Genomic DNA, 22710 nt, shown 5'->3' with positions numbered 1-22710 from the left:
CAAATTAGGCATGGATCAAGCCAAGGGGCGATCGCCTTTAGTTCTAGGATTTCTATTTCTACGGTACGATGTTCACCCAGAAAGTTGGAACAGGATAGACAAGAGATCATCACAACCTCATAGAAGATTATCCCTAGATTTCCCTCACCCCCATCGGTGGATGACCAGCCATCCCCCATAGCTTTAGCAACCTTTAACAACGACGCCAAGCCAAAGGAACAAGAAGCGCTAGTATAGATAAACCGTTGAATGCGTCAGTATAGGGGCTCAGTTGCAAGTCACGATTCCACCATCAACTTCCCATCCATTTCCCGGTTTAATCTATCAACTACCCAACGGGCTCACCGTTATCCATCAAGACCTGCCCGCTTCATCTGTTGTCACGGTCGATGTATGGGTGCGGGCCGGGGCGATCGCTGAACCCACACCTTGGTTTGGCATGGCCCACTTCCTAGAGCACATGATCTTCAAGGGCACCGATCGCATCCAGCCAGGACAGTTTGATGCCATCATCGAGCGCTGCGGGGGCATCACCAACGCCGCCACCAGCCATGACTATGCTCACTTTTTCATCAATACCACCGCAGAGCACCTGCCCGAGGCACTCCCCCTCCTAGCCGACCTTTTACTCCATGCCACCATTCCCCAGGGCGAGTTTGAGATGGAGCGGCAGGTGGTGCTAGAAGAAATTCGCCAAGCCTACGATGATCCAGATTGGATCGGCTTCCAGACGCTGCTGGCGGCAGCCTATCCCCAACATCCCTACGGGCGACCAATTTTGGGCGATGTCGATGAACTAATGGCGCGATCGCCCCAAGACATGCGCCAGTTCCATCGTGCCTACTACCAGCCCGAGAACATGACCGTGGTGATCGTGGGTAACCTATCCCAAGCAGAAGCCCTCGACCAGGTCTATGCCGCCTTCCAGACCTTTCCAGAGCGATCGCTCGTCGCCGCTCCCACTATCCAGGCCGATCCACCCATGGAGTCTGTATATCGCCAGCGCCTGGCTCTACCGCGCCTAGAGCAAGCTCGGCTGATGATGGCCTGGGTGGGCCCCGGTGTCGATCAACTGCAAAGCAGCTATGGGCTAGACTTGCTGGCGGCATTGCTGGCAGGCAGCCAATCGTCACGGCTGGTGCGCGAACTGCGGGAAGAACGCCAATGGGTGCAAGACATCGACAGCAGTTTTTCACTGCAGCATGATTCGAGTTTATTCACCATCACCGCCTGGCTGGATCCAGATCAGGTGGAACGCGTAGAAGCAACCCTGGGCGATCGCCTCTCAGAACTAGCATCTATGCCCATTACACCCCTAGAGCTAAATCGGTGTAAACGGCTGATGTGCAACGACTACGCCTTCTCCACAGAAACCGCCAGCCAGTTGGCTGGTCTCTACGGGTACTACCACACCATTGCCGATGCCACCCTCTCGGTCACCTATCCTGACCAAGTCAAGCAGCTCACCCCCCATGACCTGCAATATCTAGCCGGACAGTACCTCTCGCCCTATCGCTACGCCTCCGTGGTACTGCTGCCAGACTGAAGTCTAGACCAACACCGGTGTCTGCCATGCTGGACACAACCATCCGGTCTCTTTATAGGGTAGAACGAAGCGATCGCCTGGTTCACCGCAACGCTCAGTTGACTGCCCACCAACCACCGTCCCAGCCATTCCTTAGACATGAGACTGGGGATTCTCTATCGTTGACCACAACTCCCCCGCCAGCGAATCCTTAGGGTTCGAGATATGGCATACTGCCCACTGGTAGCCAACGGTTACTCTTAGCCCACTGGTAGCCGTTAGCTACCTGCCTCCTTCCTGTTTGCCGAGTAAATTTATGTCAATTACGCAACAATTTGCCCATACGCTCCATACCCGCACGGTGAATCGGGCGGTACTCGGTAACCGCATGGTGGTTCTGGCGGTCGAAAATCCAGCGGCAGATATCATTGCTTGCCGTATTTTTATTCGGGCAGGCGGCGTATGCGAATCACCCCAAGAATCCGGCGTCTCTCACCTACTGTCCGCCGTGTTGACCAAGGGCACCGATCGCTTCTCTGCCCACGAAATTGCTGACCGAGTGGAGTCTGTGGGCGCTAGCCTCGGCACCGATGCCACCGCCGACTATTGCTTGCTGAGCTTTAAGACCGTTTCCCACGACTTTCCAGAAGTACTAGCCCTAGGCTCAGAACTGCTGCGATCGCCCAGTTTTCCTGAAGCCGAAGTAGAGCTAGAACGTCGCCTGGCCCTGCAGGGGTTGCGATCCATGCAGGAACAACCCTTCGCCGTCGCCCAGCGACAACTGCGGCAGATGATGTATCCAGGGCATCCCTACGCCAACCCCATTCTGGGAACCGAAGCCACCGTTGCCAACCTCAGCCGTGAGCACTTACAGAACTACCACCACACGTACTTCCGTCCTGATAATATTGTGGTGAGCATTACCGGGCGCATTGCCCCAGATGATGCGATCGCCCTTGTCGATAAATATTTCGGCGACTGGCATCTACCCCACGACCACGACGATGTTCTACCGCTCACCCACCCAGATGTGCCCAAACTGGTGCCCATGGGTGAGACATCTATCATCCCGGAAGAAACGCAACAAACCATCGTCATGGTGGGTCATCTCACCCCCTCCGTGCATTCTACCGACTACCTAGCCCTCAAAGTTCTCAATACCTACCTGGGTAATGGTCTATCCAGTCGCCTCTTTGTTGAACTACGGGAAAAACGCGGACTTGCCTACGAAGTCTCGGCCTTCTATCCCACCCGTTTAAACCAATCTCAGTTTGTGGTGTATCTCGGCACAGCCCCCGTCAACACGGCTACGGCCCTCGATGGTCTACAGCAAGAAGTGACGCGACTGATGCAGTGCCGCTTATCAGACGAAGAACTGCAGTCCGCCAAAAACAAGCTGCTGGGGCAGTATGCCCTTGGCAAGCAAACCAATGCCCAACTTGCGCAAATTTTTGGCTGGTATGAAACCCTAGGGCTAGGGATTGAGTTTGATCAACAGTTTCAGCAGCACATTGCATCGATCACCCCCGATATGGCTCAAGAGGCTGCGCAACGATACTTTACGCAACCCTACGTATCGATTGTAGGCACCGGGGCAGCCGCAATGCGATGATTTAAGGAATCGGGTGGGCTCAATCGGTAGTTGCTTGCCAGGTCTTCCACACCAGGTACATCGTCAGGTTACCGCCCAGTTGCCTCGATCCTGTTGCCCTAGCTACGGGATGGGGAACTCTAGGACAGAGTGACATGGCGATCGCCTACTCTGTTCGCCTATCCACCACTCGATTCCTTCAGCTAGGCTTTAGCATGATTGTGTTATCAGTAATTGACGACGCAGTGAAAGGGCTACAGCGTGAACCCGATCCTGCTCGAATTAAAAAGCTGATGGTATATGCCTGCACAGGTGCATGGGAAACCAGTCCTCAACGCTTAAATCAGGCATCGCTCCGTCAGTTGGTTGAGCAATTATGGACGATCGCCCCAACCTTAGAGCATCTGCGATCGCATCTTTATAAAATTGTCGGCACGCTGAACAAGCAGGCGGAATATACCTTGGTGGCCAACGCCATCATAAAACATTTTAATGAGCTATATCTGATTGAGCAGCCCCAGGAACCAGCGTCCAGCCGCTCTCAGTATCACGCCGTCGTGCAGAGCTTGGAGCAGAGCGATGATGCCCTGCGGGTCAAAAAACTACTGTTCTGCGCCTGCAAAAATTCCTGGCAAAATGACCTCTCCTTGCTCAACCAGTTTTCCCTGCTGTACCTGGTAGAACATTTACATAGCCTGGCCCCAAATCTCGACAGCCTCACGACCATTCTCAGCAGCATTGTCCACACCCTCAATCGCCAAGCCGTCTACCAACGGGTGCTGCACATTATCCTAGAAGCCTTTCAACCTCTTTATACAGACCACCAGCCAACCACCCGGATGGTCGAACCGGCGTCGCCAGATCCCAAGCGATCGCCCCCGCCGGTTACCCACATTGTCTTCCCCACCCCAGCCCAAGCCGATACAGCAACACCAGCCCAGGCCATCGATACCTCTCAGATCCTCGATGCCCTGTTTGACCTACGGTTGGAGGTGATGAAATACACCAACCCCCTGCGGGCCAAGCTACTGATTTTCTTTTGCCTACGCGAACCCATTGCCGATCTGAGTCAAGGGATCCAGATGGTGCGATCGCAGGAACTGGGCAACCTCCTCAAAGAATTAATCATGTCCTACCCATCCTTCGAGCAAATCGACCAACGGTTGCGAGGCATGGCCAGCCAGCAATCCGATGGGCAACACTATACCCAGACCGCCAGCGCCATCTTGCGCGCCATTAAACCCATCTACGATCGCTTCCCCGACAGTGCCGCCGCTCTGAAACAAGTGGGGCTCTACGAAAGCGAGGTCACCGAAGTCAATGCTAACGAAGCCGATGCCACCGGTTTACGCATGAGCTCGCCCTCCCATGAAATCACCGGGGTCAATACCAACGAAGCCGACGTCACCGGTCTACGGGCTAGCCCAACCTCCTATGTCGAGACCCTCATACAAGACGATAGCTGGGAGTGACATCCTCCCGACCCATTGCCCAACCTCCTGACCCGTCTCACATCCTATGAACAGACAAGACCTCATTACTCGCTACACAGCAGGCGAAACAAACTTTAACGGCGAGAACCTCAGCGGGCAGAATTTGAGTGGGGCAGACCTCATTGGCATTCAGTTCTCCCGCGCTGATCTCCACAGTGCCCTGTTGATCTTCGCCTACCTCAACCGAGCTAAATTCACCAGCAGCAACCTAACTGGTGCTGATTTAAGTGGAGCCAACCTCAGCCAAGCCGATTTCGTCGGCGCAAATCTTCATGACGCTGATCTCCACGGGGCTCTGCTGCAAGGAGCAGACTTGCGGAGTGCTGACCTGACCTTGGCCAATCTTCTCAACGCCAATTTAATTGACGCAGATTTGCGCAATGCCAACCTCAGCGGTGCCAACCTCAGCGGTGCTTGCTTGCGCGGTGCCAACCTACGGGAAGAAAACCGTCACTATAGCGCCAACCTGCGGGGAGCCAATCTTCGGGGAGCAGACCTACGAGGAGCCAATCTCACCGGCGCAGACCTGGCCCGGGTTGACCTTCGGGGAGCTGATTTAAGCGAAGCCACCCTACGGGGTGCCGATCTACGGGAAACCGATTTGGCCGGAGCCAACCTCAAGGGAGCCTTCCTCACCGAAGCGAACCTGAGCAGTGCCATCCTGCGCGGAGCCACCTTGATCAATACCAAGCTGGAGCGCGCCATCCTCACCGATGTGGACATGGCCGGAGCCGATGCCCGCGGAGCCCTAATGCCCGACACCCAACTTGTCCGGGCCCACATGGCTAAGGTCAACTTGAATGCGGCTAAACTCAGCCGCGCCGATCTCAGCCGTGCTAACCTGCGAGGCTCAACGCTACGGGATGCTAACTTAACCGATGCCTACTTGGCCCGAGCTGACTTGACCAATACAGACCTCACCGATGCCAGTTTCGTGCGGGCAGAACTGAGCAGCACCAACCTCACCGATGCCATCTTGACCGGGGCCACCATGCCCGACAGCAGCGTTCATGAGTGACGTACGACACCGAGGCAAGCATACGGTGCGGGCTTCTTCCACCGGACGTGTTTTGCCACTGGTTAGCGGGTTCAAGCGTTTTATCCTAAGCGATCACCGAGGCCTCAGGACGGGCGAAGATCATGCGGCCGGCCGAGGTTTGCAGCGCACCGGTTACCACCACCGTTAGTTCATCACCCACGTACTCGCTGCCTTCTTCCACAACGACCATAGTGCCATCATTGAGATATCCCACGCCCTGCTCTGGTTCCTTACCACGCTTGAGAATCTTAATGTCGATGTAGTCGCCAGGCAGATAGTTAGGACGCATCGCCTGAGCCAGGTCATTGATGTTGAGCACCTCAACCTTTTGCAGACTCGCTACTTTATTCAGGTTGTAGTCGTTGGTCAGCAGGGTGCCGTTAATTTCCTGGGCCAGGCGCACCAACTTAGCATCCACCGTGGCCACATCGTCATAGTCTGCAGGATGAATGACAATCCGCTCTGGGTAGTTGGCTTGAATGCGGTTGAGAATATCCAGGCCCCGTCTACCGCGTACCCGTTTTTGATCATTCGACGAATCGGCAACCTGCTGCAGCTCCAATAAAACAAACTGCGGTACAAGCAGTTGCCCTTCTAGAAAACTCGTGCTGAGCAAGTCTTCAATCCGTCCATCAATGATGCAACTGGTGTCTAAAACCTTGGTGGTTGCAGGCTTGAGGGTGCCTTCAGCCACCAACATGCTTTCAACACTTTGGGGATTAATCAACCGCAGTAATGTGCGCCCATGGGCATCTGCAAGGTTGACCCCTGAGAAGGCAAACATGACGCTCGCCAAGACAGCCGTGAGGGGTTTAATGAAGGCGAAGTCAGTGGGAATGGGCAGCAGAAACAAGGGTGCCAGCATTAAGTTGGCCACCAACAGCCCTAACACGAGCCCCAGGGATCGGCTAATGAGCATATCCACGGGCATTTCGCGGATTTGGCGCTCAATGCGGCGGTATCCTGTTTGGGTGACCAAACCAATGGCAAAGCCAATGATTGCACCGAAGGCAGCAATGACAAAGCTCAACCCTTCTAGGTTCGTGACTTGCTGCAGGGCCGTGTCGGGTAGAAGATCAACGCTATAAAACCCGATCCCGACCCCAGCTAGAATGAACGATAGGATAATGACAGCATCAATCATAGTAAGAAGCAGACTAGAATCTAGTCGATGGGATGATATATGACAATGTATGGATAGGAGACTCTAGGGCAATCCATAGTCATGAATGTGCCGACTAAGCTGTAGCGGGGCTAGGAGAGCAGAGACAGCAGATAGGGGAGGTTAAACCTCAGAAGGGCGATCGCTCTAGGAGTTCCAAAAACAGTCCTGGCTGCCCAAGGTCGCGGATGTTAGGGTAAATGGTCAGGTGCGCAATAGGGCTGCCATTTACAGGTTCATTATATCTCTCAGGGTCAAAACCGTTTGTTGGATTACCACACTGACGTACGAATGCAAAAGACTGGCGATCGCTTAAACGTTGGCCTATCCAGCCCATCTGATGGGGCAGATCCAACGGCGGCCTACGTGCATATTCCCTTTTGTCGGCGACGCTGCTACTACTGCGATTTTCCTGTATCCATTGTAGGCGATCGCCCTCCCTTAGCCCGGCAGACTGGCTCCGACACTGGCTTTGGAGCGATCGCGGCCTACCTGGATCCCCTCTGCCAGGAAATTGCCCACACCCCAGGCGATCGCCCCCTCACCAGCATTTTCTTCGGTGGCGGCACCCCCTCCTTGCTAGAGCCAGGCCAGGTTCAGCAGATTTTAACCGCTTTGGATCAGCAGTTTGGCATAGCAGCCGGTGCGGAAATCTCTATAGAAATGGATCCCGACACCGTCGATCTAGCCAAAGCTAGGGGCTACCAAGCCGTGGGGATCAATCGAGTCAGCCTAGGCGCGCAGGCCTTCCAGCTTGACGTGCTGCAGGCCTGCGGCCGCACCCATACGCCAGCCGATATTGACCGAGCCATAGACAGCCTGCGCCAGGCCGGGTTCACCAACATCAGCCTTGATCTAATCTCAGGGCTGCCCCACCAAACGCCGGAAACCTGGGAGGAGTCTCTCCAGAGGGCGATCGCCCTCGCCCCCACCCATCTTTCGATCTACGACCTGATTGTCGAACCGCAGACCGCCTTTAGCCGTTGGTATCAGCCGGGTGAGTCGCCCCTACCCAGCGATCAGGTGACCGCCGATCTCTATCGCCTAGCTCAGCAGCGGCTAACGGCAGCGGGCTTTGAGCATTACGAAATTTCTAACTATGCCCAGCTAGGCTACCGGTGCCAACACAATGGCGTATATTGGCGCAATCAACCCTACTACGGCTTTGGCATGGGAGCCGCCAGCTATATCCACCAGCAGCGCTACACCCGTCCTCGCACCCGCGCCGCCTACTTTGACTGGGTTAAGAATTTACCTAACCGCCCAGGGCCGTTGGATGTGCCCATTGATCCGATTCAAGATACCTTTCTGGAAACTGTGATGCTAGGGCTGCGGCTGGCAGAAGGCTTGGAGTTCAAGGCAATGGCGGATGTCTTTGGTCTAGGATTGGTGCAGCATCTCTGGCAATTGCTCACGACTTATACGGACACAGGATGGATCGAATGGGCACCTGTGCTAGAGTCGGAACACCACAGCCACCAAGACAAGGGGCATCCACCATCACCACGGGTGCGGCTGAGCGATCCTGAGGGGTTTCTCTTTTCCAATGTGGTGTTATCCGACATCTTTCAGGCCTTGGGTGACGATCCGGTGGAGACACCATGCCGGGAGAGGATGGAGTCTGCTGTATAAACTCCTGAGGGTTGAAACAAAGGTAATCTCAACCGTCCCAGTGACGGGCAGATTGTGGTGTAATTTGAACGGCAACGCAAACATAGAGAGGACAGGTATGGCGCTGGACTATCCCGAAGATTTGAAATATCTGGACACCCATGAATATGCGCGGGTTGACGATGACCTGATCACCATTGGCATCACCGCCTTTGCTGTTGATCAAATGGGCGACATTGTCTTTTTAGAACTCCCAGATGTGGACAGCGCCGTTGAAAAAGGAGAAACCTTTGGCACCATTGAGTCGGTCAAGGCTGTGGAAGACCTACATTCACCGATTTCCGGCACAGTGATTGAGCGCAATGAAGCCATGCTGGAGGCTCCCGAGCAAATTGCCGATGATCCCTACGGCGATGGTTGGCTGATCAAGGTGAAACTCGACAACCCAGAAGACTTGGATGAAGCCATGTCTGTGGAAGAATACCGCGCCCAGGTGGAAGGCGAGTAGCGGTTCTATGATCCCCAGTCGTCGCTAGTATCAAATTCGGTTGAAGGGTCATGGCTGCAACATCCTGCTCTCGATCCCCCGCTTCGCCGCCCCCTTACCAAGGGGGCGACAGACATGCGGGTACTGCTCAAGCCCTGAATGAATCGTAGGTCTCACCGGATTTGATACTAGACCGTCGCCGGGGCGATCGCTTTTCGACCCACCAGCCAATAGGTTTCCATAGTGCCCTTGCCTTTCACAGCGATCGCGCCCCGGTCACGCAGGTCATAGAGAGGGGCGAGGCGATCGCGGGTCGCTTGGGTGACTTGAATGCCGCCGGGTTCTCCCAACGACTCCATGCGGCTGGCAATGTTGACCGCATCGCCCCAAAGGTCATAAATAAACTTCTTTTGCCCAATCACACCGGCGACCACAATGCCGCTGTTGATGCCAATCCGTAGCTTGAGGTCAAACTGCAGGTCTTGCTCAAAGCGCTGCATGGCAGCCGTCATTTCCAAGGCCATATCGGCGATCGCTTCCGCATGGTCAGACCGAGGATTGGGCAGCCCCGCCGCCACCATATAGGCATCGCCAATAGTTTTGATTTTTTCGAGCCCCAACTGTTCTGCAAGCTGGTCGAACGTCGAAAAGATACTGTTGAGCAGGTTCACCAACTCCATCGGCGGTAGATGGGACGATAGTTGGGTAAAGCCGACGATATCGGCAAACAGGATCGTCACCTCGTCGTAGTGCTCAGCGATCGCCGCTCCAGAGATGCGATTGTTGGACGGGTTTTGCTTCAGGCGATCGGCAATGGACTGGGGCAGAATATTCAACAGCAGACGTTCTGATTTTTCCTGCTCTAGCCGCAGGTCTAGCTCGGCCTGTTTGCGCTCGGTAATATCATTCACCAAGGTGAGCAAACAGCTTTGCCCATCTAGGGTAATAATTTCTGCCGACAGCAGCCCATAGCGCACCGCACCAGAGGCAATGCGAAATTCGGCTTCATAGTCACGGGTGGCTCCCCACTGCTGAAGCTGCTCCACCAAGCGCGATCGCAGCTCAGGATCAACCCAGATGCCCAGATCTAAGGCGCTGCACCCCACAATTTGAGCGCGCTCATAGCCCGATAGAGCTAGAAAACTGGCGTTGACGTCTAAAATTACGCCATCCATGAGCCGACTGATGATAATTGGGTTGGGGCTGGCACCAAACACCTTGGCAAACTTGTCTTCTGAAAAATATAAATCTTGGGTACGCTCTTCCACCCGATGTTCCAACACACCATTCGCCTGCGCTAGCGCCTGGTTCGCAATCTTCAGATCCTCCGCCATCGCGGCCAAAGACTGATTAGCCTGGATACGTTGGTAGTTAGCCGCTTGGCGCTCCGCAATCACCGCCGACAACACCAACACCGTCAAGGTGACCACACCGATGAAGGCCTGGAGCAAGAGCAGCGACAGCCACTGGGGTCGCAACGCTTGCACAAAGGGGCCGAGACCATTCGCCGTGCCCGCGATCGCAATCCCAGAAATGATGATCACCAACCCCGTGGCGATCGCCAGTCCTAAGCGAAATGTCGTCCAAATCAAAATGGGGATCAGCACGTATTCCACGGGCAAAGAAAACTGGAACACGATGTAGCTCACCGCCGCCGCCATCATCAGCATGGCAAATCCTTCCAGCAGGCGATCGGTTCTTAGCGGCGGTAGGTTGGCCAACTGGCGATCGCGGGGAAACTGGACATACCAACTGATTAAGGTGGGAGCCACAATCAACATCCCGAAGGCATTGGAGATCCACCAACTTCCCCAAATCGCCAAAAAATCAGACCAAGGGTTCAATCCAGCCAAGCAACTGCTGGCCGTACCCATGGTGGCCCCGATCACCGGAGCTGCAAAGACAATCACCACAAACCGAAACGCGTCCCGCGATCGCGTTAGGGGAGTTTGGGAAGGAATCAGCCGCCGCATCACCTGAGCGGCAAAACCAGCCTCTAGGGATGATCCCAGAGCGATCGCCCCCTGCACCAGAATCACCAGCGGACTGACATCCTGGGTGTGAGTGAGGAGCATGATCACGCCCAAGGCAATCCCCGGTGCCACCCGCCAGCCAAAGAGAAACACCGCCGCTAGCCCAATGCCCGACGAGGGCCAAACCGGCGTAATACCACCCGGTAGGGAGATAAACCGAAAAACCAACTGACCCGCTCCCCAGTAGGCGATCGCCAGCGCTAGGATCAGACCTAGACTGCGCCCACTCCAGACCGAAATCCGCTGCTGAGTTGTAGTCATAGGTAGAGACAGAGGCAGATGTCTTGAAGATGGCCCTGAAACGAAACCCGATGATCCCGTCGCCCCCTAAGCCTGCGGCCCTGGGAAAAAACTGCGACGGATCGTGATAGATGTCTCATCTTAATTTGAGCATGAATAGGATGGCAGCCGTCGTCATAGTCAGCACAAACAAGACAATTGTTACAGGCTCCCTAGGGCACCACCCCCATAGCCGCGAGGATCCGTCGATGAGCAGGGCTTCCACACCGGTGTGATGATTAGCCCCCAAGAGGGCGATCGCCCCCGAGCCTCCCACGAAAGTGTGGCAAAATATGAAGCCAGATGAGGCACTACATTGAGCGGGTATTCATCACCCCCCTCCTTAAGCATAAAATCGCTTGAGGCGACTACTCTAGAGGAAGCATTTGATTTATGGCTACCATTACGTTTGTCAACGAACAACAGGAAGCAATTGTCGCGGATGGCGCAAATTTGAGACTCAAGACCCTCGAAAATAATATCGATCTCTATAAATTTACCGGCAAGCTGTTGAACTGCGGCGGCTATGGGCAATGTGGCACCTGCATTGTAGAAGTTGTGGACGGCATGGATAATCTCTCCCCCCGCACCGAAGCCGAAAAGCGCAAGCTGAAGCGCAAACCCGATAGCTATCGCCTAGCCTGCCAAACCTTGGTCAATGGTGACGTGAGCATCCGCACCAAGCCCTAGCCGTTGATCATGCTGGGTGTGGCATCTCCATGCCCAGCTTTTACCGACGTTTTCGGCAACTCATCAAAAAACATCTAGGAAACTAATAGAAAACTGGCTGAGCAAGGTCACTTCTGATCAGGTGGAATGATATTCTTAACCCTAGGTCTATAAAATAAGCTGTGCTTTAGAGAGGCTAGATTGAATGGAAACTAATGATCTTGGGTTCATTGCAACGATTCTATTCGTGCTAGTACCCACCGTCTTCTTATTAATTCTTTACATTCAGACAGCGAGTAAGCAATCCAACGATTCATGATGGATCGTCGTTTGCAGGTTACGGTCATGAATCAAATGTCTTGAATTTGGCCCAACTCCTGTCTAGCATTGGGGGAGATTTTGTCCTTCAATGCTTTTTTTCTTGGATTGTGGTCTTGGATTGTGGATGGGGTGAGCAAGGCTATGTCGCTGATTGTGCAGAAATATGGTGGGACATCCGTTGGAACGGTCGAACGGATCCAAGCGGTTGCCAAACGTGTCCAGAAAACCGTTGCCCAAGGGCATTCGGTGGTGGTGGTGGTCTCTGCCATGGGCAAAACCACCGATGGATTGGTGAAACTCGCCCACGATATTTCTGCCCAACCCAGCCGCCGCGAAATGGATATGCTGCTCTCCACAGGCGAGCAGGTCTCGATCGCCCTCTTGAGCATGGCGCTTCAGGAATTGGGGCAGCCGGCCATTTCTCTCACAGGGGCGCAGGTGGGCATTGTCACCGAGGCAGAGCATACCCGAGCCCGCATTCTCAACATTGACCCAGAGCGGGTCGAGCGCTGCTTGCTTGACGGTAAGGTCGTTGTGGTTGCCGGCTTTCAAGGCATCAGCAACAGCACAGATTTAGAAATTACTACCTTAGGGCGGGGCGGATCCGACACCTCCGCTGTTGCCCTGGCCGCCGCGCTGCGGGCCGATGTTTGCGAGATCTATACCGACGTGCCGGGCATTTTGACCACCGATCCGCGCTTGGTGCCCGATGCTCAGCTCATGGATGAAATCACCTGCGATGAAATGCTAGAGCTGGCCAGCCTCGGAGCCAAGGTCTTGCATCCTCGGGCCGTGGAAATTGCCCGGAACTATGGGGTCATGCTGGTGGTGCGCTCTAGCTGGACGGATGAACCGGGCACCAGGGTTGTCTCACCGTTCAACGAAGGGCGATCGCTAGAGGGCTTAGAAATCGCCCATCCTGTCGATGCCGTAGAACTCGATACCAACCAAGCCAAGGTTGCCTTACTGCGCGTGCCCGATCATCCAGGCATTGCCGCCCGCCTCTTTGGAGAAATTGCCCTGCAGGATTTGGATGTTGACCTAGTCATTCAGTCTATCCATGAGGGCAACACCAACGATATTGCCTTTACCGTCACCCAGTCGTCCCTGAATCAAGCTGAAGCGGTGGCCGAAGCGATCGCTCCCTCCCTCCGCAGTCATGACGCTGCCTTAGATGAAGCCGAGGTGATGGTACAAGCCCAGATGGCGAAGGTGAGTATTGCCGGAGCCGGCATGATTGGCCGCCCCGGTGTGGCGGCGCAGATGTTCACCACCTTAGCCAAGGCAGGAGTGAACATTCAAATGATTTCCACCTCGGAAGTAAAGGTGAGCTGTGCGATCGCCCGAGACGACTGCGATCGCGCCGTGGAAGCCCTCTGTGATGCCTTCCATATCGCCAGTTCGACCCTAGCCTCCCATTCCTCCACCCCCGTCCCTGAAGCGGATTTTCCCCCGGTACGCGGGGCTGCCCTCGATCGCAACCAGGCCCGCTTAGCCGTGCGCTCTGTCCCCGATCGCCCCGGCATGGCCGCCCAAATTTTCACGCGCTTGGCCACCCATGGCGTTAGTGTAGACATGATCATTCAGTCCCAGCGATGTCGTCTTCTAGACGGGACGACCACCCGCGACATCGCCTTCACCGTCACTCAAGCCGATGCCGAGATGGCTCAACAGGTTCTGCGGGCCGATCAGGCGGAGCTAGGCTATGGAGAAGTGCTTGTTGATCCAGCGATCGCCAAGGTGAGTGTGGTGGGCATGGGCATGGTTCACCGTCCTGGCGTGGCTGCCAAAATGTTTCAAGCGCTGGCCAAGCAGGATATTAATATCCAGATGATCGCCACGTCAGAAATCAAGATTAGCTGCCTAGTTTCTGAAGAGGAAGGCGTCCAGGCTCTGCAAGCGGTTCATGCCGCCTTTGGGCTCTCCGGTAGCCAACGAATCCAGGTTCCTGCCTAGCATTACAGCACCCCGGCGACGAGACATCGCGGCATGAGATATCGTATGAAACTAAACTCGCCTCGCGGGTTCAGCCTATCCTAATCTCTAGATGTCCTAGCCCATCTGACTCCTGCTACATATACGGGAACCGTGAGCCCGACAACGATGAACGCGCCGTGGACTATGCCCCGTTTCAGATCAACATTCAGTCATGCTTGCATCTGCCCCTAGGCTGACCACGCTTCCTGGAAATCTGCGTATAGCGTCAGCCCTCCATCGATATACAGCGTTTGTCCGGTCATGTAAGCAGCTTCATCAGAAGCCATAAAGGCCACCGCTGCCGCCATCTCTTCTGGCGTGCCCGCGCGACCCATGGGAATATGACTCTCTACAACGGCTCGTTTGTCTGCATCCTCCGTCCAATCATCGTTAATGGGAGTTGCAGTCGCTCCGGGGCCAATGCCATTAATCCGAATGTTCTGGTTTGCATATTCTAGGGCTAGGGTTTTGGTGAGATTGCCCATGCCCCCTTTACTGATGGAATAGCTGAGATAGTGGGGTCGAGGAATCACTTCATGAACGCTAGAAACATTGATGATAGAGCCAGGGCGCTGGTGGTGAAGCAGGTGCTTGATGGTTTCGCGGGCACATAGAAAAGCACCCCGCAGGTTGACATTCAGCACCCAGTCGAAGCTGTCTACATCTAGATCATGGGAAGGACTTTCGGTTTGCACCCCTGCATTGTTGACAAGGATGTCGAGCTGCCCAAAGTGTTTAACCACCTGGTCTACCACGGCCACCACATCAGCCTCTTTGGAGACATCCCCCTGCACCAGCAGGGCTCGCACACCGCACTTTTCTACATCATCACAGGCCTGCTTCATGGCCTCGTCAAGGGTATCTTGGGCTCCACCTGGGCTGCTGCGGTAGTTGATCGCTATGTTGCAGCCCTCCTCTGCTAGACGAATGGCGATCGCCTGCCCAATGCCCGACGAGGCTCCCGTCACCAAGGCTGTTTTATCCCGAAGTCCTTTCATGTGTTCGCGTTAGATTGCCGATGACTCACCATACAGCGCCATCTAGCTCAATGATCTCTACCCAAGGGCCGATCACTCCAGGGGCGATCGGCAAGAGGGCCCATTACCCCGTGCTCGCCATCGTCCGTCTTGCCCTCAAGACAAGCCTGCACCGGCACAGATCGGAAAATGTGTAAGATCGTGGCTGCGCATCGCCTCTGGTTGCAACAAACGTTGGCGATCGCCTATTAGGGGAGCTTCCCAATGTCGTGACAGCGCAACATCGCCAGTGGCACCAATTCCTTTGCCGGCCCTAGGCCTTAGCGGGCAATTTCTGCCATTTCAATCACCCGACCGTCATAATCCTTCACCAAGAAGTTCAGCGGTTCATCGCGGCGAATTTTATGTTTGAGCCGACGGGTTTGCACCCGCAGCAGCAACTGTTCTAGACAGTCATGGTCAAAACACACATGGCGCTGGCGATTTTTATGCCCCAAGCTCGCTCCCGAGATGATATGAAGCTGGGTATTTTTCTTAAGCTGATACCATAGCCCCTCTGTGTTGTTGAGGGTGGTGGCTGGAGAGGTGAGATTCGCCGTTGAGAGGTAGAGCGGATCGGTGGCAGCCCCTAGAGTTTGTTCATAATTGTAGTAATACTGGAGGGGCACATCGGCAGCCGGCAGGTCTAGCATCCCCTCATAGAACAGCTTGGCCAACTCCAAATCCGACACCATCACGGTGTATACCTTGGGAGCACTGGTTAAAAACACCCACATCGCTCCGGCATAGGCAACCAGCAGCATCACCATGATGCCTTGGGTTGACAGGATGCTATCGAGGGGAAAAACCCCAAGCAACATGGATGAATGGAGCCCTAAGAAACTTTCTGCAAGCGTCATGAATTTTATTCAGTCATACAGCAGTGGACGATCTCAGACGGTGCGTGACGGCTCAACGTATCGTTTGGGAACGGCTGGCTGTTACCCAACCCCTACAGTCGCTAAGTTCAGCAGCGATCCTTTAGCGATCCTTGATGGATCTCTAGAGATCCGTCACCCGCCCCTACAGTTTTAACCTCTAGTTTACCAAGGCAAACCAGGTGTGCGGGTAACGAATCCAGCTTAAATGCTGGCAGTATCTAGCATCTACGTGATTTACTCACCAGCCATCAACGATAGAGGGCCCCTGCTAGGATGCCACCGTTGCGGGGTCAGACAGCAGCTCCACAAACTGGATGATGTCTTTACGAGGATCGACATAGCTTGCCTTCACTTCCACATGATCCCCCAGCTCCACCTCTCGCTTAAAGCGCATCGCCAACTCTAAACCTAAATCTTCAATGAGGATCAGCCCTAAATTGTCCTGCTCCCGCAGCCATCGCAGGATCAGCGCCGACCAAGACTGATTCGGATGACGACGCAGGTATTCTAGCCCCCAATAGCGATTGGTTTGCCGCTCCACCAGCGTAGACTCGTAGGCGGTGGAACTCACCGACAGCAGCATATCTTCCAGTTCCTTCGCCGCAATCGGAGGTGTGTCGCCCCGTAGGTGGGCCTTAATCTGGAAGTGGGCAATCAGGTCTGTGTAGCGACGAATTGGAGAGGTGACCTGGGTGTAGGTATCCAAACCTAGGCTGGCGTGGCGGATGGGCGAGATACTTGTTTCACTGCGGGGCATACAGCGCCGCACGGCACATTCCCGCACCAATCCCGGCGGCAACTGCATCAACTCATCATCGGAAGGCAGTTCAGGCTGGGGCTGCCCACGAAACGGTAGGGGCAGTCCATGGGCTTGACCATAGCGGCCAGCCACCTCCCCCGCCAAAATCATCATCTCAGCCACCAAGCGACGGGCCAGGGAATCATCCAGTACTTGAATGATAATTTCGTCTTCCTGCACCTTGATGGATGACTCTGGCATACGAATGCAGATAGCACCTTGGGATGTGCGCCAAGCCTGACGGACATCTGCCCAACGGGCGATCGCTTCTAGCTCAGCTTCAGCCTTCACCCCTAGTTCCAACATCTCATCCACATCATCGTAGGTGAGGCGATAGGTGGGACGCACAAGACTGGGGGCAATGGTGTAGTCCATCACCTCACCCGTTTCATCCAAAATCACGCCGAAACTTAGGGCATTACAAATTTCGCCCTGCACCAAGCTCATGGGCCCGGTGGCTAGCTCCGAGGGAAACATGGGCACCATCCCCGTCGGCAGATAGACCGTGGTGCAGCGACGGCGGGCTTCTAAGTCAATATCATCGCCTAAGGACAGCCAGCGGGTGGGATCGGCAATGTGAACCCAAAGACGCTGAATGCCAGTATCTAACGTTTCTAGGCTCAGACCATCGTCAATCTCACTCGTACTTTCATCATCAACGGTGTAGGTCTTTAGATGAGTCAGATCGAGTCGATCCGGATCCGTATCGGGCGGGGGAGATAGCAGACGGCTATGAGCCATTTCGACAACCTTGCTAGGAAACTGCGTGGGGAGCTGACTGCGCCGCACAAAAAGGTTTTCGTGCGGATCCCAAAGCTGCAGATCAACCAAAAGTTGAAATGCCGCTTCAGCCGTTTCGGCGTAGCCCACCCCTGCTAGTATCTCCAAGGCCGCAGTTGGGTGAATCGCTTCATCCCCTAGGGTTGCAAATCGCTCTAGACTTTCTATCCGAGGGCGATCGCTCTTTTGCCATTCTACCGGCTCACCCTGCAGGGCTTGCTGAATCCTTGCATAAAATGACTCTCGCTCTTGGGCCCGCTGGCTGGCCATGGTGAACTGATGCTTGAGTTCTGCCACTTGGCTAGCGGAGCGTGGCTCGTAGCGATCGCCCTTTTGCTTAAAGTACAGCTTGTCATCGGACAGCAAGCAGTGAGCCGCGTAGCATAGCTCAGGAGTTTGGTCAGAAAAAAGCAGCAGGGCCATCTCCGATGGATCGACTGTTTCCCCATCCTCCACGAGCAACTCCCAGGCGACTTCTAAGCTAGAGGGATCTAGGTAGGATTGGATGCCGGCCCAAAATGCTTCCAGTTGGTCAGCTTTATAGGTCTGCCCGGTAACCTCATAGGTCACTTGGCGAGTATGCAGCGTATGGGATAGCCCTCGATCATCGACAACCACCCATTTTTTGCCTTCAGCGTGGTCAACCACCCCAAGACGGCGATCGCCACTGACTCGAAACTCAACTAGAGTGCCCTTATCCATAGGTGAGGTTGCCGAGGGATTGCTGATTGACCGATATTGACTGCATCAAGCGTGATGAAGAAACAACAAGGAGGCTGCGCAACGGCTGCCGACTTACCTAGAGTACACCTCACCGGACTCCTAACCTTAGAGCACAGGGCAATATTGCCCCATAGCCTAGCTCTAACCTAGCCTTCGCGGTTGATGAACGGCAAAAGAGCCAGAATGCGCGCTTGCTTAATCGAGCGGGTGAGCTGACGCTGCTGCTTGGCGGTGAGGCCAGTGATCCGACGAGGCAGAATTTTGCCCCGCTCGGTGACAAACTTACGGAGCAGATCTACATCTTTGTAGTCAATGGGATCTTTAGGGTTAATGGGAGAAACGCGACGACGATAATATGCCATGGGTATACGATTACTCAGTCCAATCAATCAACACAGAAAATATCAGTTCAAAATAGGTCAGCCGCTGACCCAGCATTACTTGGTTTCTTTATGAACCGTATGCTTGTTACAGTGCGGACAATATTTCTTCAGTTCCAAGCGGGCAGTGGTGTTCCGCCGATTCTTGGAGGTGGTGTAGCGAGAGACGCCGGATGATCGCTTGTCGGGGTTGGTGCGACATTCCGTACATTCCAGCGTAATAATGAGACGAGCGCCTTTAGCAGCCATAGTTTTGCGACAACGAGATTACGAGACGAGAATAATTACAGACACAAATTTCAATTATTTCATACGATGGCGGTTCTGTGCAATTCCTAGCACTCTTTCTCCACAATTCGCGAGATCACCAGCTCTTTGACCATCTCCGATGACCCTGAGGGGTTCCTCGGAGATGGATGCCTTCTCATCCTACGGGCGAGCCTCCATCTATTCAAGCGGGAGCATCGCCCGACCTAGGGTCTAAGCCTGCCAACGCTTGTCTCGCCAGTCCCAACCTCACATCCCAACCTCACATTCCAAACCAACATTCCAACCCCACGTTCTACCCTCACGAGGAGCGACCCATTTCCATGCTGATGCCCGTTAACCAAGCCGAAGCCAAAATTCTTGACTTAATGACCCCCCTCGATGCTAAGCAGGACAGCGAATCTGTGTCGCTGCTGGCTGCCGATGGGCGCATTTTGGCGGAGGATGTCGTTAGTTCCCTTGACTTTCCCCACTGGGACAATTCGGCCATGGATGGGTATGCCGTACGGTTCATGGATACCAAGACAGAGGGCGCGGGCAAGCCCGTGTCCCTAACCATTACCGAAGAAATTCCCGCAGGCTACCTCCCCCAGCAATCCGTGGGCGCAGGGCAAGCAGCCAGGATTTTCACCGGCGGCATGCTCCCCGAGGGGGCCGATACCGTGATTATGCAAGAGCATACCCAGCGCGAGGGCGATCGCATCTTTATCATGGAACCTCCCAAACGAGGCGACTTCGTGCGGCGGCAGGGCGCGTACTACAAAGCCGGGCAAACCTTACTGCGGGCCGGCACGCGTTTAGGAGCGGCAGATATTGCCGTACTGGCGGCGGCCCAATGCCCTCAGGTGCAGGTGTATCGGCGGCCGCGGGTGGCAATTTTGTCCACCGGCAACGAGCTGGTCTCCCCAGAACAACCCTTGCAGCCGGGTCAGATTGTAGATTCCAACCAATATGCCCTAGCCGCCTTGGTGCAGCGCACCGGCGCAGAGGCGATTTGTTTGGGCATTGTGCCTGATGATCCTGATCAGCTCAAGGCAGCGATCGCCCAAGCGGTTGCCCAGAGCGATATGGTGCTCTCCTCCGGCGGCGTTTCCGTGGGAGATTATGACTATGTTGATCGGATTTTGGCAGACCTGGGCGGCACCCTCCACATTCGCGCTGTGGCCGTCAAACCTGGTAAACCCCTAACCGTTGCCACCTTGGAACGAGAGGGGCGATCGCATCTATATTTTGGGCTACCGGGCAATCCAGTGTCAGCGCTGGTGAGCGTCTGGCGCTTTGTGCAGCCGGCCCTACGCAAGCTATCGGGCATCACAACGGATTGGCGTCCCACCTTTGTTATGGGGCACCCTAGTCAACTGCTCAAGTCGGATGGCAAGCGGGAAACCTATCTCTGGGGCTCCACCTACTACCTGAATGGAGCCTATGAATTTAACCTGGCGGGCGGCAGCCATAGCTCCGGTAACTTGATCAACTTGGCGCAGACCAACAGTCTTGCCATCATCCCCATCGGTCAGAAGCAAATTCCCATCGGCGGTTCAGTGCGGATCATTCTGCTGGACTAGTCATCAACGTTGTGTTGGTCAATGTGTAGGAACGAGGGTCACGTCCGGACAATACCCTTTCATCCCAGCTCTCAGTCGGACTCCACCAGCTTCAGCTTCAGCGATCGCTGCAACTCAGCCAGCTCATCCCGATGCCCGGTGACAGTGACCAAACTGCGGGGGTCTGGGGAGGATGGATCGTCTAGCGCGACGGTTTCCACCTTCAGGTACACCGTTTCCGGACGCGCCGACTTTTTCCAATAGAACACCCCCGCCAAGGGTGCCAGAGCCACTAAACCGATCGCCCAACCAGCCGTCGCTGGCACCAGCATAGCCAACACTAGAGCCAAGCAAAGAAACCCGACTGCTGCCAAGAGCGTCAGAAATACAGCCAGAAAAATGCTGGGACTGACAAAACCTTCATAGGTGACTTGCTCCGTCTCCGCATCCACCGCCGTGATCACATAGGCGCGATCGCTGAAATAGCTCTGAAGCGATTCCAGCAAGGTCTCTTGGGGCTGGTCAGCCAGCAGTTGACTCACCTCAATCCGGTCTTTGGTGGAAGCGCGGATGAAAAACAGTAGGCCGATCGCTAGTAAGACAGTCAGAAAGGCAGTCGAAGGCAAAATGGGGTTATCCATAGAAAGCTCCCAAGGATGAACAGAGGCGATCGCTCTTAATGTGAACACAGTTGCATCTTTACATTACTTTACGCAAATGTGGCATCGAATCCAATCAGCGGAGGGCGATCGCTGAAACGAGGTGCGATAATTTAGGCTGCATTCATGACATTTACGTCCCACGTCCAGAATTACACGTCCAGAACAAGAGCGATCGCATATGAAACGGTGGAAGAGTTGGAAACGGTTCAGCCTATTTGCAGTCCTAGGCATCCTGCTCAGTGCATTGCTTGGCTGTAGCGGCACGCCGTCTGGGCAATCCGCTGATGGTCGCCAAGAAATTGAGTTTTGGACGATGCAGCTCCAGCCCGACTTCACAGACTATTTCAATACCTTGATCGCCGAATTTGAGTCCGACAATCCCGACCTGGCCGTGCGTTGGGTGGATGTGCCTTGGTCAGACATGCAGAGCAAAATCCTCACGGCCGTATCCGCCGGTACAGCCCCAGACGTAGTCAACCTCAACCCCGACTTTGCCCTGCAGTTAGCCGGTCGCAATGCCTGGCTAGATTTGAACGAGCAGGTGCCTGCTGAGGTGCAGCAACAGTATCTATCCAAGATTTGGCAAGCCAATAGCCTCAATGGTCAAAGCTTTGCCCTGCCTTGGTACCTAGCCACCAGTATCACCATTAGCAATACGGCCATTCTAGACGAGGCTGGCATCACCACCCCGCCCAGCACCTTTGAGGAACTCGCTGCCGCTGCTGCCCAAATACGGGAACGCACCGGTAAGTACGCCTTTTTCGTCTCCTTTGTGCCAGAAGACTCTGCCGAAGTGCTGCAATCTTTTGTGAAAATGGGCGTGCAATTAGTCGATGAGCAAGGGCAAGCGGCCTTCAATACACCTGCAGGGCTTGCCGCCTTTGACTATTGGGTCACCCTCTATAAAGACGGCCTCCTGCCCCGTGAAGCCCTGACCCAAGGACATCGTCGCGCCATTGAACTTTACCAATCCGGGGAAGTAGCCTTGCTATCTACCGGGCCCCAATTTCTCTCGACGATCGCCACCAATGCTCCCGCGATCGCTGCCACCTCCATCGCCACACCTCAGATTACCGGCACCACTGGCGCTAAGAATGTTGCCGTGATGAACTTAGTCGTCCCCCGCAGCACCGACAGCCCCGAAGCTGCCGTGAAGTTTGCCCTCTACGTCACCAACGACGCTAATCAACTCGCCTTTGCTAAAGAAGCCAACGTGCTGCCTTCCACAATAGCCGCCTTGGAAGACGAGTATTTTACCCAAATCGCTGATGATGCAGCCCCAGCCGATCAGGCGCGGGTGGTGAGCGCTAGCCAAATGGGCGAGGCGGAGGTGTTGCTGCCCCCCCTTGAAGACATCAAGGTACTGCAGAAAATTGTCTACGAGAATCTGCAGGCTGCGATGCTTGACCAGAAGACCGTTGAACAGGCGATCGCGGATGCAGAACAGGCCTGGAACCAGCGTTAGTTATCG

At 54.8% G+C, this 22710-nt stretch carries 19 protein-coding genes; 11 read left to right on the top strand and 8 right to left on the bottom strand.

The features are described 5' to 3' along the window. Window positions 1-271: 271 nt before the first annotated feature. The 4 genes from JUJ53_RS06260 (at window position 272) to JUJ53_RS06245 (ending at window position 5627) form a co-directional block, all read left to right on the top strand. Complete coding sequence (locus JUJ53_RS06260) at window positions 272-1546, top strand: pitrilysin family protein (protein ID WP_239124815.1); 1275 nt, start codon at window positions 272-274, stop codon at window positions 1544-1546. 295 nt (window positions 1547-1841) lie between these two features. Further along, window positions 1842-3137 carry a pitrilysin family protein gene (locus JUJ53_RS06255; protein WP_204151126.1) on the top strand — a complete coding sequence of 432 codons (1296 nt, stop codon included), beginning with the start codon at window positions 1842-1844 and terminating at the stop codon, window positions 3135-3137. Window positions 3138-3271: 134 nt separating this feature from the next. Continuing rightward, a complete protein-coding gene (locus JUJ53_RS06250) occupies window positions 3272-4588 on the top strand; it encodes a hypothetical protein (protein WP_204151125.1) in 1317 nt (438 codons plus the stop codon). A 46-nt stretch (window positions 4589-4634) separates the two neighbouring features. After that, entirely contained in the window at window positions 4635-5627 is a 993-nt protein-coding gene (locus JUJ53_RS06245; RefSeq protein ID WP_204151124.1) for a pentapeptide repeat-containing protein, read from the top strand. A gap of 85 nt (window positions 5628-5712) precedes the next feature. Here the strand turns inward: JUJ53_RS06245 and JUJ53_RS06240 are convergent, their stop codons facing one another. Continuing rightward, on the bottom strand, window positions 5713-6792 hold the full coding sequence (locus JUJ53_RS06240; RefSeq protein WP_204151123.1) for a PIN/TRAM domain-containing protein: 1080 nt from the start codon (window positions 6790-6792) through the stop codon (window positions 5713-5715). A 309-nt stretch (window positions 6793-7101) separates the two neighbouring features. On the opposite strand from JUJ53_RS06240, the gene hemW reads away from it, so the two are divergent. Then, the gene (hemW, locus tag JUJ53_RS06235; protein WP_204151122.1) at window positions 7102-8442 is read left to right on the top strand and encodes a radical SAM family heme chaperone HemW; all 1341 of its coding nucleotides are present in this window, start codon (window positions 7102-7104) and stop codon (window positions 8440-8442) included. Between the two features lie 97 nt (window positions 8443-8539). Beyond that, window positions 8540-8929 (top strand): glycine cleavage system protein GcvH, encoded by a 390-nt coding sequence (gene gcvH / locus JUJ53_RS06230; RefSeq protein ID WP_204151121.1) that lies wholly within the window; start codon window positions 8540-8542, stop codon window positions 8927-8929. A gap of 167 nt (window positions 8930-9096) precedes the next feature. Here gcvH and JUJ53_RS25445 read toward each other — a convergent pair whose 3' ends face one another. Beyond that, window positions 9097-11202 carry an adenylate/guanylate cyclase domain-containing protein gene (locus JUJ53_RS25445; protein WP_204151120.1) on the bottom strand — a complete coding sequence of 702 codons (2106 nt, stop codon included), beginning with the start codon at window positions 11200-11202 and terminating at the stop codon, window positions 9097-9099. A 411-nt stretch (window positions 11203-11613) separates the two neighbouring features. On the opposite strand from JUJ53_RS25445, the gene JUJ53_RS06220 reads away from it, so the two are divergent. From JUJ53_RS06220 to JUJ53_RS06210, 3 genes are all read left to right on the top strand, one after another. Next, window positions 11614-11910 carry a 2Fe-2S iron-sulfur cluster-binding protein gene (locus JUJ53_RS06220; RefSeq protein ID WP_204151119.1) on the top strand — a complete coding sequence of 99 codons (297 nt, stop codon included), beginning with the start codon at window positions 11614-11616 and terminating at the stop codon, window positions 11908-11910. A gap of 184 nt (window positions 11911-12094) precedes the next feature. After that, a complete protein-coding gene (gene psbM / locus JUJ53_RS06215; protein WP_204151118.1) occupies window positions 12095-12208 on the top strand; it encodes a photosystem II reaction center protein PsbM in 114 nt (37 codons plus the stop codon). A 143-nt stretch (window positions 12209-12351) separates the two neighbouring features. Next, window positions 12352-14166 (top strand): aspartate kinase, encoded by a 1815-nt coding sequence (locus JUJ53_RS06210; RefSeq protein ID WP_204151231.1) that lies wholly within the window; start codon window positions 12352-12354, stop codon window positions 14164-14166. A gap of 209 nt (window positions 14167-14375) precedes the next feature. On the opposite strand, the gene JUJ53_RS06205 is transcribed toward JUJ53_RS06210, so the two are convergent. The 5 genes from JUJ53_RS06205 to rpmG form a co-directional block, all read right to left on the bottom strand. After that, a complete protein-coding gene (locus tag JUJ53_RS06205; RefSeq protein WP_204151117.1) occupies window positions 14376-15185 on the bottom strand; it encodes a glucose 1-dehydrogenase in 810 nt (269 codons plus the stop codon). Window positions 15186-15484: 299 nt separating this feature from the next. Further along, window positions 15485-16063 (bottom strand): glyoxalase-like domain protein, encoded by a 579-nt coding sequence (locus JUJ53_RS06200; protein ID WP_204151116.1) that lies wholly within the window; start codon window positions 16061-16063, stop codon window positions 15485-15487. Window positions 16064-16352: 289 nt separating this feature from the next. After that, window positions 16353-18365, bottom strand: coding sequence for a ribonuclease R family protein (locus JUJ53_RS06195; protein ID WP_204151115.1), 2013 nt, complete (start codon window positions 18363-18365; stop codon window positions 16353-16355). 167 nt (window positions 18366-18532) lie between these two features. Continuing rightward, window positions 18533-18748: a 30S ribosomal protein S18 gene (gene rpsR, locus JUJ53_RS06190; protein ID WP_204151114.1), complete on the bottom strand. Its 216-nt coding sequence runs from the start codon at window positions 18746-18748 to the stop codon at window positions 18533-18535. A gap of 75 nt (window positions 18749-18823) precedes the next feature. Further along, complete coding sequence (gene rpmG / locus JUJ53_RS06185) at window positions 18824-19015, bottom strand: 50S ribosomal protein L33 (protein ID WP_204151113.1); 192 nt, start codon at window positions 19013-19015, stop codon at window positions 18824-18826. A gap of 344 nt (window positions 19016-19359) precedes the next feature. Here rpmG and glp point away from each other — a divergent pair, with 344 nt between their 5' ends. Then, window positions 19360-20598, top strand: a complete 1239-nt coding sequence (gene glp, locus JUJ53_RS06180; RefSeq protein WP_239124836.1) for a gephyrin-like molybdotransferase Glp — start codon at window positions 19360-19362, stop codon at window positions 20596-20598. A gap of 71 nt (window positions 20599-20669) precedes the next feature. Here the strand turns inward: glp and JUJ53_RS06175 are convergent, their stop codons facing one another. Next, window positions 20670-21218, bottom strand: a complete 549-nt coding sequence (locus tag JUJ53_RS06175) for a cofactor assembly of complex C subunit B (protein ID WP_204151229.1) — start codon at window positions 21216-21218, stop codon at window positions 20670-20672. Window positions 21219-21417: 199 nt separating this feature from the next. Between JUJ53_RS06175 and JUJ53_RS06170 the strand changes: the two genes are divergently transcribed. Then, window positions 21418-22704 (top strand): sugar ABC transporter substrate-binding protein, encoded by a 1287-nt coding sequence (locus tag JUJ53_RS06170; RefSeq protein ID WP_204151112.1) that lies wholly within the window; start codon window positions 21418-21420, stop codon window positions 22702-22704. Window positions 22705-22710 lie beyond the last annotated feature (6 nt).

The organism is Leptolyngbya sp. CCY15150, assembly GCF_016888135.1.
Taxonomy (GTDB): Bacteria; Cyanobacteriota; Cyanobacteriia; order RECH01; family RECH01; genus RECH01.
The sequence above is the reverse complement of the archived record's forward strand: the minus strand, read 5'-3'. Positions and strand labels throughout refer to the sequence as shown.